General features: G+C 36.3%; 9 protein-coding genes. 6 read left to right on the top strand and 3 right to left on the bottom strand.

The annotated features are described in order from the left end of the window. Positions 1-12 precede the first annotated feature (12 nt). A complete protein-coding gene (gene purL / locus Y10_RS14270) occupies positions 13-3,672 on the bottom strand; it encodes a phosphoribosylformylglycinamidine synthase (protein WP_281766085.1) in 3,660 nt (1,219 codons plus the stop codon). A 236-nt stretch (positions 3,673-3,908) separates the two neighbouring features. Between purL and Y10_RS14265 the strand changes: the two genes are divergently transcribed. The 6 genes from Y10_RS14265 to Y10_RS14240 all read left to right on the top strand — a co-directional run bounded on the left by Y10_RS14265 (position 3,909) and on the right by Y10_RS14240 (position 8,483). After that, positions 3,909-4,790, top strand: coding sequence for a helix-turn-helix domain-containing protein (locus Y10_RS14265; protein ID WP_281766084.1), 882 nt, complete (start codon positions 3,909-3,911; stop codon positions 4,788-4,790). Between the two features lie 97 nt (positions 4,791-4,887). Next, positions 4,888-5,031 carry a cytochrome c oxidase subunit 2A gene (locus Y10_RS14260; RefSeq protein WP_281766083.1) on the top strand — a complete coding sequence of 48 codons (144 nt, stop codon included), beginning with the start codon at positions 4,888-4,890 and terminating at the stop codon, positions 5,029-5,031. Between the two features lie 12 nt (positions 5,032-5,043). Continuing rightward, positions 5,044-5,493: a cytochrome c oxidase subunit II gene (locus Y10_RS14255; RefSeq protein ID WP_281766082.1), complete on the top strand. Its 450-nt coding sequence runs from the start codon at positions 5,044-5,046 to the stop codon at positions 5,491-5,493. Positions 5,494-5,510: 17 nt separating this feature from the next. Beyond that, positions 5,511-7,241 (top strand): cbb3-type cytochrome c oxidase subunit I, encoded by a 1,731-nt coding sequence (locus Y10_RS14250; protein ID WP_281766081.1) that lies wholly within the window; start codon positions 5,511-5,513, stop codon positions 7,239-7,241. Next, positions 7,225-7,866 (top strand): SCO family protein, encoded by a 642-nt coding sequence (locus Y10_RS14245; RefSeq protein ID WP_281766080.1) that lies wholly within the window; start codon positions 7,225-7,227, stop codon positions 7,864-7,866. The genes Y10_RS14250 and Y10_RS14245 overlap by 17 nt, the downstream gene beginning before the upstream one ends. Positions 7,867-7,871: 5 nt before the next feature. Beyond that, positions 7,872-8,483 carry a c-type cytochrome gene (locus Y10_RS14240; protein WP_281766079.1) on the top strand — a complete coding sequence of 204 codons (612 nt, stop codon included), beginning with the start codon at positions 7,872-7,874 and terminating at the stop codon, positions 8,481-8,483. Between the two features lie 417 nt (positions 8,484-8,900). On the opposite strand, the gene Y10_RS14235 is transcribed toward Y10_RS14240, so the two are convergent. Together Y10_RS14235 and Y10_RS14230 are read right to left on the bottom strand one after the other, a co-directional pair. Continuing rightward, entirely contained in the window at positions 8,901-12,458 is a 3,558-nt protein-coding gene (locus tag Y10_RS14235; RefSeq protein ID WP_281766078.1) for a choice-of-anchor I family protein, read from the bottom strand. 132 nt (positions 12,459-12,590) lie between these two features. Continuing rightward, positions 12,591-14,015 carry an L-serine ammonia-lyase gene (locus Y10_RS14230; RefSeq protein ID WP_281766077.1) on the bottom strand — a complete coding sequence of 475 codons (1,425 nt, stop codon included), beginning with the start codon at positions 14,013-14,015 and terminating at the stop codon, positions 12,591-12,593. Positions 14,016-14,125: the final 110 nt, after the last annotated feature.

Below are 14,125 nucleotides of genomic sequence, written 5' to 3'. Positions count from 1 at the left end.
AGGGTTGCAGAACTATTTGTTCTCTAACCATTTTCTTGCATTTGTGAAAGCTTCTAACCAAGGAGAAACCTCATCTTTTCTATCGTTAGGATAGTATGCCCAGTTCCATTGGAAAATAGAACGCTCAATGTGTGGCATAGTAACTAAGTGTCTACCTGTTTTATCACACATCATAGCCGTGTTGAAATCAGATCCGTTAGGGTTTGCAGGATATCCTTCATAACCGTACTTAGCAACAATGTTATAATTGTCCTCGCTTTCAGGTAAATCAAATTTACCTTCACCATGGCTAATCCATACTCCTAAAGTAGTGCCGGCAAGTGTAGAAAGCATTACAGAGTTGTTTTCCTGTACTTTTACAGAGGTAAAGTTACTTTCGTGTTTATGGCTATCATTATGAACCATTTTACCATGAGTGCTGTGCTCTGGGTTAATTAATTCAAGTTCCATAAATAACTGGCAACCGTTACATATACCAACTGAAAGGGTATCTTCTCTTTTAAAGAAATTTTCTAAGGCTGTTTTAGCTTTTTCGTTATACATAAATGCACCAGCCCAACCTTTAGCAGAACCTAATACATCTGAATTACTAAAGCCACCTACAGCACCTATAAATTGAATGTCTTCTAAAGTTTCACGCCCGGTAATTAAATCGGTCATGTGAACATCTTTCACATCAAAACCAGCTAAGTACATAGCGTGTGCCATTTCACGTTCAGAGTTACTTCCTTTTTCACGTATAATAGCAGCTTTAGGTTTTGCAGTCCCTGTGCTTATTTCAGGAAGTTTACCTGTAAAATGACTTGGGAAAGTATACTCTAAAGGTTGAAATTTATAATTATCAAAACGAGCTGTAGCTACATTGTTAGCTGTTTGTTTCTGATCAAATAAATACGAAGTTTCAAACCAAGTATCTCTTAATTCAGAAATATTAAATTCAAAAGTATCAGTACCATTCGTTAGTTTCATAGAAGCACCTTCTACAACATCACCAATTGTAAAGAATTCTACACCATTTTCAGTTAGTGTTTCTTCTACAGAAGCATCTGCTTGGAATACAATACCTGCATTTTCATTAAACAATGCTTTTACAGTATCTTCTTCATTAAGAGAAGTTAAATCTATAGTAGCTCCAATATTTACATTGGCAAAACACATTTCTAAAAGTGTAGTAATTAAACCACCAGAAGCAACATCGTGTCCTGCTGTAATTTTATCAGCTTCAATAAGCGCTTGTACTGTATTAAAAATGTTTTTAAAGTTAGCAGCACTTTGTATGGTAGGCGTTTCGGTACCAATAGCATTTACTATTTGAGCAAAAGAACTACCACCTAATTTTAAAGTATCGCCAGATAGGTTGATGTAATAAATTTTACCACCTTCTTTTTTAAATACAGGTTCTACTACTTTATTAATATCAGTACAGTTTCCAATACTTGAAATAATTACGGTTCCCGGAGCAATTACCTCTTCGTTAGGGTATTTTTGCTTCATAGAAAGTGAATCTTTTCCTGTTGGAATGTTAATGCCTAACTCAATAGCAAATTCAGAACATGCCTGAACTGCATCATATAAGCGTGCATCTTCACCTTCGTTTTTACATGGCCACATCCAGTTTGCACTTAATGAAATACCTGCCATGTTATTTTTAATAGGAGCCCATACCAAGTTAGTTAAGGCTTCTGCTATACTATTTCTACTACCTGCAACAGGGTCTATAATAGCAGAAACAGGAGAATGACCAATAGAGGTAGCAATACCTTCTTTACCTTTATAGTCTAGTGCCATTACCCCAACATTGTTTAGTGGTAATTGTAATGGGCCTGCACATTGTTGTTTAGCCACACGACCTCCTACACAACGGTCTACTTTGTTAGTTAACCAATCTTTACAAGCAACAGCTTCTATACGTAAAATTTGGTTTAAGTAGGTAGGTATGTTATCAGTAGTATAAGAAAGCTCTTTGTAGTTTCTAGCTACTTTAGTATCATTCATTATAGTTTTAGGAGAACTACCAAACATATCTTCAAGAGCTAAGTCCATAGGTTTAGCACCAGAAGTTTCAGATTCAAATGTAAAGCGGTCGTCTCCGGTAACCTGTCCAACTACATACATAGGAGAACGTTCTCTGTCTGCAATACGTTGTAAAGTTTCGGTATCTTTTTTACCAATAACCAACCCCATACGTTCTTGAGATTCGTTACCAATAATTTCTTTAGCAGAAAGGGTAGGGTCACCAACAGGTAATTTATCTAAATTAATGTGTCCGCCTGTTTCTTCTACCAATTCAGATAAACAGTTTAGGTGTCCACCAGCACCATGATCGTGAATAGACACAATAGGGTTGTGGTCACTTTCTACCATACCACGTACCGCATTAGCAGCACGTTTTTGCATTTCAGGGTTAGAACGTTGTACTGCATTTAATTCAATACCGCTACTAAATTCTCCGGTATCTGCAGAAGAAACTGCAGCACCACCCATTCCAATTCTATAATTTTCACCTCCTAAAATAACAATATCATCGTCTACTTTTGGAGTGTGTTTTTGAGCTTGTTCTTCTTTACCATAACCAACACCGCCGGCCATCATAATCACTTTATCAAAACCAAGTTTACGAGCATCTTCTTCGTGCTCAAAAGTTAGTAAAGACCCTGTAATTAAAGGCTGTCCAAATTTGTTACCAAAATCAGATGCACCGTTTGATGCTTTAATTAAAATATCTAACGGAGTTTGGTATAACCATTTACGTTCGTTCATTCCTTTTTCCCAAGGACGATTTTCACTTAAACGAGCATATGATGTCATGTATACCGCTGTACCTGCTAATGGTAAAGAACCTTGTCCACCAGCTAAACGGTCACGTATTTCTCCTCCCGATCCGGTAGCAGCACCATTAAAAGGTTCTACTGTAGTAGGGAAGTTGTGTGTTTCAGCTTTTAATGAAATGGTAGATTGAAATTCTTTTTCTGTATAAAAGTCTGGTTTATCTGCTGTGTTAGGAGCAAATTGTACCGCTTTTGGTCCTTTAATAAAGGCTACGTTATCTTTATATGCAGAAACAATATCGTTTGGGTTTTCTTCAGATGTCTTTTTAATTAATTTGAAAAGAGAAGTTGGTTTTTCTTCACCATCAATTACAAAAGTTCCATTAAAGATTTTGTGTCTACAGTGTTCAGAGTTAATTTGAGCAAATCCGTATACTTCAGAATCGGTTAGGGTTCTACCTAGTTTTTCTGATAGTTGATTTAAGTAATCAATTTCCTCTTGGCTTAAAGCTAAACCTTCAGCTTCATTGTACGCTGCAATATCACTAATTTCTTTAATAGCTTCTGGCTCAATGTTTATAGTATATACATCTTGGTTTAGTTGTTTATACTTTTGAGAAAGCATTGGGTCATAATCAGAGAAATCCTCTGTTACTGCTTCAAATTCTTCAATTCTAATAATACCTTCAATGGCCATGTTTTGGGTAATCTCTACCGCATTGGTACTCCATGGAGTTATCATTGCTGCACGAGGCCCAACAAAAAAAGCGTCTATAGACGCCGCTTTTACAACAGGTTGATTACCAAATAACCATGTAAGCTTATCAGTATCAGTTTCTGAAAATTGTTTGTTCGTTTGAACTGCAAATATTTTTTGCGCCGGGTTTCCGAAGAAAACTATCATAAAAAAACAGTTTGTGTTGTTGTTTTTACCAAAATGCAAAAGTACTCTTTTTTATGAAATGTTCTAGATTATTTTTTAACGTACCCTTGTTAATAAGGCATTGTAACACAAGCCTTTTTAATTGTAAGAATAGGTGCTGTTTCTTACTGTTGGCATACTTTACATGTAATGATTGTTACATTCTAAAAGCAATCTATATAGTAATTTAGTCTGCTGAAATTAAAATGTTGGGAGATATGAGCGCTAAAATTCCTGTATATAGTATTTGTAATCTACTAAATACTGAAAATTTACCACAAGATTGCGTGGTATTAGATTTAAGAACTTTTCTAGATTATCAGCAAAAAGCTACTACCCCTCATAGGCATTCATTTTATCAAGTACTCTATGTTGAAAATGGGGAGGGAGTACATAGTATAGATTTTAAGAGTTTTCAGATTGCTGCGGGAGATTTGTTTTTTCTTTCCCCTGGGCAAATACATAAATGGGATTTTAACGAAACTACTAAAGGAGTTATAGTAAATTTTGACGAGGTGTTTTTTAGTTCCTTTTTAGCAAAAAGAGATTATATAAAAGACTTCTTGTTTTTTATGGGTAGTACAGATTATGCCCTAATGAAAACTGATAAAGCAACTGCTTTTGTAGGTTCCATATTTCAGAAAATAATAAGAGAGATAGAAACACCAGAGGAGGTTCACTGGGATTTGATACGTATTTACCTGTTAGAACTTTTTACCTTATGCGATAGAGAAATGGCTCAAAACCAACATCAGTTGTATGATGGAATGCCTCAGTTTTACTTATTAAAAGACTTTGAGCGTTTAATAGAGAAGCATTATATAACGAAACGATTACCTAAAGAGTATGCAGAGTTATTGAATGTAACGCCTAATTATTTAAATGCACTTTGTCAAAAAATAAAAGGTGTGTCGGCAGGTGCCTTTATCAGAAACCGTTTGTTACTAGAGGCAAAACGATTACTTATTAATTCTGAACTTTCCATATCTGAAATAGCTTATCAACTAGATTTTAAAGACAACTCTTATTTTTCTAGGTTTTTTAGAAAGTACGAAGGTGTTACACCATTGACCTTTAAACGTGAACGTTTAAAAAATTAAGAATAAGTAAATAGTTACATTAATGGGGTAAAAAGGGTAATAATTACCCTACGTAACACTGGTACATTTGTTCCACAAAACCAAAACAATTGATAATATGGAGCAAAGTAAAGATCAGCATCTTAATGAATTGGATGAGCATTTTAAACCTTACGGAACAATAGCTTTTATTGTAATTCTTATTTTTTTAGCCATAATGGTGTGGTTTAGTGTGTACAATCTTCAGTTAGAACGCCATTAAACTTTTTTACAGATGAATAAATATGAGATTAGGGTTATAGTACTCAGTAGTACTATCCTTGGTGTGTTTTTCTTCGCGCTTTTGTTTAATGTCTTTAGTAGAAAGATAGATGTGCCTACCTGTATACCTTATAATGCCTCTTTTCAAAAGTCGGAAGTGCGTAAAGTAGATGAAGATTATTACGAGGTGTATGTAACTGCCCGTATGTGGAATTTTGATCCGGGCGAAATTATTGTACCTCGTGGAAGTACGGTAGATTTTTATTTAACCTCAGCAGATGTGGTACATGGGTTTAATATAGAGCGTAAAGGGGTAAACCTTATGGCAGTACCGGGTGCGGTGAATAAAACTACAGTGAAGTTTGATGAATATGGTGAATACCGAATTGTTTGCCATGAGTATTGCGGTGTGGGACACCAAAATATGATGGGAAGGGTATTGGTAACTAATAGCGCTTTATAACTATAAGTAATTACAGAATGAAAAATAATAAAACATTTAAATATACAATATTAGTAGGGTTGTTTGTTCCTATGGCATTATTTATACTAGGAGCTTACAACGGAGTTATGCAAACCTTGTATAGGGCAGGGGTGTTGCATGAAGATTCTTTTGCAGGTATTAATTATTACCAAGGGTTAACTATGCACGGGGTAATTAATGCCATTATATTAACTACATTCTTTGCGGTTATATTTGGGCATGTAACTATGGGGCATTATTTAAAAAAACAACCGCCAAAGTGGTCTTATTTAGGCAGTATTATTTTAATGGTGTTTGGTAGTTTGTTAGATGTTGTACTTATGGTAATGGGGAGAGCCCAAGCTTTGTATACGTTTTATGCTCCATTAAAAAATTCACCATTCTTTTATTTAGGTACTTCTTTGCTAATTGTGGGGAGTTGGGTAGCCTTTTTTGGTTGGATTGTGATGTACCGTGAATGGAGAAGGGAGAACCCCGATAAAAAAATGCCCATTGCTGTATTGGGTACTTTTGTAAACTTTACCATGTGGTTTGTAGCTAGTTTACCCGTAGCTTATGAGTCGTTAGTTATTTTATTACCCTGGTCTGCGGGTTGGACTTCCGATATTAATGTGCCTCTAACACGAATGCTTTTTTGGATGTTTGGTCACCCATTGGTGTACTTCTGGTTATTGCCTGCCTATATTGCCTTTTATACGGTATTGCCAAAGGTTGCCGGAGGTAAATTATATTCTGGTAATGCGGCACGATTGGCGTTTCTGCTCTTCTTAATCTTATCTACTCCTGTGGGGGTTCACCATCAGTTTAGTGAACCTGTATTAGGGCAAGATACCAAGCTGTGGGTAACTGTGTTAACCTTTGGTGTATCTATACCTAGTTTTATGACCGCTTTTACTGTAGGGGCTTCTTTAGAATATGCAGGAAGAAAAAATGGAGCTAAGAGCTTGTTGGGATGGATGGCGCGTTTGCCGTGGTTTTTATCTAAAAATTATCTGTTTGGCTACTTTATTTGTGGGTTGTTGCTATTCATTTTTGGTGGACTATCAGGTATTGTAAATGCATCTTACTCCTTAAATCAAATGGTGCATAATACAGGATGGGTTCCGGGGCATTTTCACATGACGGTTGCCGGGCCAGTACTCTTGGTAATTTTAGGAATGAGTATTTATATGTACAGTAAAGTTGCCGGTAAACCCATAAAAATGTTGAGTGTAGTAACTATTGTGCCTTATATATGGATGGTGGGTGTGGCTTTGTTATCTCATGGTTTAATGGCAGGTGGATTAATGGGAGAGCCAAGACGTACCAACTTAGGGTTGTCTTATACAGATCCGTCTAGTGAAATGTTTAATACCCATTGGGTACCCACTACTACGGTTACTATGGTAGGTGGTATTTTAATGGGGGTGGCAGCGCTACTTTATTTTATAGCATTTTTTGGTACTGCTTTAAGTAAGCAAACGGAACCTTCTGAAATTGTTTTGCCAGAAGCAGAAGAATTACATGAAGAAAAACGTATAGGGATACTTCATAATATGAAACCGTGGATTGCGGTAAGTGTTCTGTTAACATTGATAACTTACGTGCCTTCACTTATTAATGTGTTTACATATAGTACGCCTGTGGAAAATAAGTTTGAGGCTACGAGCCCTGTAAATGAAATAAAGAATCTTCCTGATAAAGATGAAACTACTATAATGCCGTTGGAAAATGAAAAAGACAATTAAAAAAGGAACCTTATTTATAGCGCTATCCATAGGGGTGCCGGCTATATTGTTTGCCATTTATTTTGGTTACAAACGCTATATGGCTCCATTGCCATTTTTTGGAGAGAATTACGCCATTGTTTCTGAAGATACCGATTATAGAGTGCCTGATTATGAGTTTATAAATCAGGATAGTTTGCTTATTACTAACAACTTTACGAAAGGTAAGGTATGGGTAGCTAATTATTTCTATACCAGTTGTCCTAGTATTTGTCCTAAAATGATGTCGGGTTTATATGATGTTCAGGAGGCTTTTAAAGGGGAAGAAGAGTTACGGTTGGTTTCTTTTACGGTAGATCCAGAGTACGATACTCCGCATATTTTAAAAGACTATGCTGAGGTTAGAGGAATAGATACAAACCAGTGGCAATTGGTTACAGGAACTAAAAAGGATTTGTACCGTTTTGCCCGAACAGGTTTGTATATAGTGGCTACAAGTGGTAATGGAGGTACAGAAGATTTTATACATAGCGAGAAGTTGGTGTTAATAGACCAAGAGCGTCATATACGTGGATATTATGATGGTACCAGTAAAACAGATGTAGCATTTTTGATTGATGATATAAAAAGATTGCTTAAAAACTAAAACCAATGAAATTATATAAATCCCTTACACAAATAATTTTCACAACATTTTTATTTTTAGTGACTCAGGCTATAGTAGCTCAGGATGATGTTGTGGCAGGTAAAAAAACATTTAATACAAGATGTGCAGCCTGCCACAGCGTAGCTAAAAAAATGGTAGGCCCTGCATTGAAAAATGTAGATGAACGTCATACCATTGATTGGATAGTGAATTTTGTACATAGTTCTCAAGCTGTTATAAAATCTGGAGATACTGCGGCAGTACGTTTGTTTAAAGAGAATAATCAAATAGTAATGCCAGATCATGCAGACTTAAGTGCAACTGCTATTAAAAATGTAATAGCCTATATCAAAGAGGAGAGTCTTAAAACGGCAGGTACTAAAGAAATTAAAATAGTAGAAAATTATAAACCTTACAAAGGCGAAACTAGTGCGTGGCACAAAATAGTGTATTTAGATCTTCCGGGAGAGCATAAGCCTATTACTTCATCAGATACCTTTTTCTGGGGAGTACTTACTTTTGGAATAGGAATTTTTATAGCTGCCTTATTATTGTTTGTGAAAATAGGCGATATGGGAGATGTGATAATTGATGCTATAAAGCGAAAGAAAAAATAGGAAACAATTAATTACCCCAAGGCTTATCTCAACATAATACTCCGTTTCATTTTTATGATTGTTGCAAACCGCTATGATTGTTTATGCATGATTAGCGGTTTTTTTAATGGATGACAATAACTAAGGGATGAGGTATTATAGTTGTAATTAAAAGTGATTGATAATTGTAATATTTAGTGTATTTTTACTGAAACTCTTATAGATTAGTATACTAAATGTTAATTTTTAGCGTTAACTATAAGTATTGCGCTTTTTTATTACTTTAGCGCATCTTTAAAATTGGCTATATGACCTTCTAAATATATTTTAGTTGTTAATTAGCGACTGTATGATTGTAAAAACTCCGGCTATTGCCGGAGTTTTCTTCTACCCAATTATAATGACTTCTAGCTATGCTACTATCCAAAAGTCAAGATGTTATTTAATTACCAACTTCTTAGATTCACCATTGGTTATATGTATAATATAAGTTCCGGTAGTTAGGTTTGGTAATTTTACAGTGTTTGTATTTTCAAAAGAAAGCATTTCTCTCCCCATCATATCAAAAATAGCTCCTGAAACTTGTTGTGTAAACTGAACAGTTTCGTTACCATTAGCAGGGTTAGGGTATACTTTAAAGTTAGTAGTTGTAAAGTCATCTGTAGCAAATGTATCGTTATCTATGGTATAAATACTTACCGTAGCACTTACCTCATTAGACATTACTACTAACCCCGTACCCGTAGGACTGTCTTGAGGCGCAATGTAAATAATTCCTTCTGGGCCAAGGTCTCCGCCTTCGTCACTTCCTAAATCTCTGTTGTTTTTATAAGAAACAAATTCGGGAGCAGTAGGGTTGGTTACGTTGTAAGTTATCATACCACCAACACGTTCTAAGGTTATAAATGCATATACTTGTCCGTTAATGGAAGCGGTAGTTACTCCCTCTGGCTCTGGACCTTTATCATCAGAACGATTTTTAAAATTGTTGTTACTATTACTAGCATTAAATAATACTCCGTAAGTAGCATCATCTGCTGTGTAACGTTCAAAATCGTCACCAGAATCAAATTCCATCATACCAGTATCTGTATTCCAGATACTAAAAGAACGCCCGCCGTAAACATAAATTTCATCGTAATCACCATCGTTATCAATATCACCATTAGCTAGCGTAGTTTTTAGTCTACCTAAGTTGCTATCCATTTTTAATAAATCCGCTTCAGGGAAAATGGTAGGGTCAAGTATATAATCGTTATCTCCAATTCTAGCTTCTTCTTCATAAGTATCATACTCTCTTGCATCACCTTCGTTAGCGGTTACTATATAAGTTATACCATTTACTTCGTAAGAAGCTATAGCATCTGGCATATACATTCCGTATACATTCCAATTCCCCATATAAATAAAGTCTGTATCATCAGAAGCATCTAAGGTGTTACCTGGTAAAGAATAATCTTTAACTCCAAGAGGTACAATATCTGTTATGATATTAGTAGTTAAATCAACTACGGCAGCAGCATTGTTTTCTTGTAAAGACACATAGGCCGTTTGGCTATTTGCAGCGTAGGTAATGTATTCAGGCTCTAAATCTTCTGAAACAGAAGCACCAGGGCCAAAAATTCTAACACCTGCCGCCATTAAAGTTGCTTGAAAAGCATCAAAATTATTAAAGTTAAGGTTGGTAACATTGGCTTGTGTAATGCCACTTAAACCACCTGTAACGTCTACTACAGAAATACTTCCTTCTGGGTCAATAGAGTAATCAGCATTTGGTTGTCCTTCATTAGCTGTTAGCACTTTGGTTCCATCTGGAGTAAAAGAAACATTATCGGGCAAATTACCAACAGTAACGGTAGTTACATTATTACCATCAATATCCATAAAGGCAAGAATACCATCAGCAGTAGGTCCGTTAGAAATGGTAGCTGCTACTAATCCGTTATGTACTGCCACACTAGTAGCGCCGTCTGTACCGTAAGAAGAAAGATCAATGGTACTAATAGTAGAAATATTATTAATATCTGAAAAATCTAAAATTTCTACTCTGGTTTGTGTAGAGTTCATTACAAACAAGCGTTGAGAAGCAGCATCGTAAGCAGAAATTTCTGCTGAGCCACTAGCATCAACTAAATAACTTGTAGCGTAATTGATATTTAAAGAAGGAGTAGCAGGATAAAATAAAGTAGTATCATCATCTAAAATGTAAACACCAGAGTTAACATCATCTCCAAGATCTGCATTGGTTGGGTTGCTTAAGCCTAACATTAAAACTTCGCCTGCCTCAACATCCGTATCATTAAAAATAGGAACATTTACAACAGCCGTAGCACTACCTGCAGTAATAGTAATAGTTTGGTCTACAAATGTAAAATCGGTTCCTTCTGTAGCAGTACCCCCTAATAAAGAAACATCTACAGTAACATCATTAGTAGTCACTGCTGTAAGCTCTATAATTAATTGTGCTGTACTAGCATCTTCCGCAATCGGATATGTAATCTCAGCAAAGGCTACTTGCGGTAGTACATTGATAACAGGAGTGTATGAACCTGGTGAAGCAAAAACATCTTCTCCTAAAGATTGTCCTACAAAATTAGTAGCAGGAGCCCAGTTGGTACCCTCATTAAATGTTCCATTAGGATTTAAAAGTTCAACAGACGGACCATCTCCGTCAGCAATAGTTGGCCAAGGAGCATCATCTGAATATTCAACCGAAGAAATTACAGTACCGTTAGAGTTGATAATTTCTAAAAGCTCCCCTCCATTACCTAAGGCATTTAAGATACCCTGAGGCATATCTAAAAATGAAACACCATAGAAAGCATCGGCAGCAGTTTTATCTGTAGCTAATAAAACGATACCTCCTGAAGCAAGATCCATTTGAGGGAATGTAAATACAAAGGTGTTTTCGTCTTGTACCATAATACCTCCTAAGGCAATGGTGTTTGACGAGTTATTATAAATTTCTAAAAACTCTAAAGCATCAGAATCGTCAGAAGGCGCATTATACATAATTTCAGTGATGATAAGTCCTGAAGTTGTGGTATTATAGTAAAGTGCATCGCTAGTGTAAGAGCTCATTACATTGGTAGCAGCATCTTCTATATTAGTAACAGTAACAGTATATTCAGTACCTTCTGCAAAACCATCATGAGTAATAGTAGCTGTGTTGGTAGTTGCATTATAGGTAGCATTACTAATAGTAAGTGCCGGACTAAAAACATAGTTGGCTATGTTTTCAGCAGAGGTTTGAGTAACCGGTTCTGTAAATGTAACTGTAATAGTGGTTTGCCCTGTAACCATTACCGTAGCTACTGACGGCGCTGTGTTGTCTACATTAGAAATTACAAACGAAGTAGTATTAAAAGGTACATCAGGAGCAGTACCATCATTATGTTGTGAACCACTACCATCCTGAAGATCCATATTAGCCATGTTATTAATAGCTAATTGATAACCGTTTACATCTAAACCTGTTCTAGTACCATTGTATTCAGCAATATCAGTACCTTCTGTAAGTGTTAACGCTGAGGTACCTTCTACCAACCCTGTATTTGAAAGGTCTCCATAAGCTGAAGCAGCATTAGCTACTGCACAGATAAAGTTGCTAGGTACTCTAGGCGCAGCTGTAGTTGCATGGTAAGCAAACAGTGCTTCACTAGAAGCTGAAATTCCTCCAGGAGAACCTGTGATAGTTCCGTAGTTTACATTAGTAGCGCCGCTAAGTTCGTAAATAGTAATAACAGAGCCTGCCGGAATAACAGTAGCTCCAGAATCCCAATAGAAGTCATTTTCATCAGTTCCAAAAGAGTTACCATCCCATTCAGAGTCACAAAAGAATATAAGGGTGTTTGCAGGAATATCTACAAAAGTAACCAGTGCAACATCATCGTTACCATCAGCATTAAAGCCAATGAACGACATATCTCCAGGACTTAGCTGAGCCATGGCAGCACCAGAAATACTTAATAAAATTGAAAGTAATAGTTTTTTCATATGAAGTGTATTGAATTTTCACGAAAATATCAATCTACTTCATGCTTATAATTAGCACATGTTTATGCTATTGTTAAGAAAATACGGTTAAACCTAAAACTAGCTGAATAATTTTAACCTTATAGTAACAAATTAACAGTCAGAGAGTAATACTGCTACTGCCAAACCACCTTCTGAGGTTTCTTTATATTTAGTATGCATATCTTTAGCGGTTTGCCACATGGTATTAACCACTTTGTCTAAAGGTACTTTTACATTTTCGGGGTCGGTATCTACCGCCATTTCAGCGGCATTAATAGCTTTAATAGCTCCCATAGCGTTACGCTCAATACAAGGTACTTGCACCAAACCACCAATAGGGTCACATGTTAAGCCTAAGTGATGTTCCATGGCTATTTCTGCTGCAATTAAAACTTGTTCAGGCGAGCCTCCTAATAATTCGGTTAATGCCCCTGCTGCCATGGCAGAAGATACTCCAATTTCTGCTTGGCATCCGCCCATAGCGGCACTAATGGTAGCTCCTTTTTTAAAGATGCTTCCAATTTCTGCAGCTACCAGTAAAAACTGTTTAATTTTATCAAAACCAGCTTTATGGTCTTCAATGGTAAGGTAGTACATGAGCACTGCAGGTATTACACCAGCACTGCCATTGGTAGGGGCGGTAACTACACGCCCTAAAGAAGCATTTACCTCATTTACAGATAAGGCAAAGCAACTAACCCATTTTAATATTTGACGAAACTTTACCTCTGTTTTTCTAATAGCTTGTAGCCATTCTTCATGATTAGTATAAGGAGCATCACCAATTAAATTTTTGTGCGTATCAAAGGCACGTCGTTTTACGTTTAGCCCTCCTGGTAATCTACCTTCGGTATGGCAACCAGTAAACATACATTCCAACATAACACTCCAAATTTGTTGCAATCCTTCGTCAATTTCTTCAGGAGTTCTAAGAGAGCATTCGTTTTCCCAAACCAATTCAGAAATGGTTTTATTTTCTTCAGCACAAGCTTTTAATAATTCAGTGCCATTATGAACCGGAAACGGAAATGTTTTAAATATGGCTTTGTTTTCTTGAGCATGTACACGTTCTTCTTTTACCACAAAACCACCACCAATGGAATAATAGGTTTCTTCTACAATGGTATTACCTTCTATGTGGGCTTCAAATTTTATTCCGTTGGAATGAAATGGCAGAAATTCTTTATGAAATAGAATATCGGTATCTATGCAGAATTCGATTTCTTTTGTATTTCCTAGTGTAAGTTTTTTGTGTTCTTTTACTAGGTTGGTGATAGCGGTAATATCTTCAATAGGCATGGTTACTGGGTCTTGCCCTGATAACCCTAGTAAAACGGCAATATCAGTAGCGTGTCCTTTACCGGTTAAAGAAAGAGAACCATAAAGATGTGCCGTAACTTTGGTAGTTTTATGAAAAAGGTTTTGTTCTTTCAGTTCTTCTAACCAACGTTCTGCCGCACGCCACGGACCCAGCGTGTGAGAACTGGATGGCCCAATTCCTATCTTCAGCATGTCGAAAACACTAATACACTCCATACAATTACGCTCTCTTAATTTGGCTGTAAAGATACATTTTGTTTGTAATTGACAAGGTTATAAAAAGGTTAGCGTGGGCAGAAATTATTTTTTACGAAAGTATATGGATG

The organism is Neptunitalea lumnitzerae (assembly GCF_027924185.1).
Classification (GTDB): domain Bacteria; phylum Bacteroidota; class Bacteroidia; order Flavobacteriales; family Flavobacteriaceae; genus Neptunitalea; species Neptunitalea lumnitzerae.
This window is presented reverse-complemented; position numbering and strand designations above follow the sequence as displayed.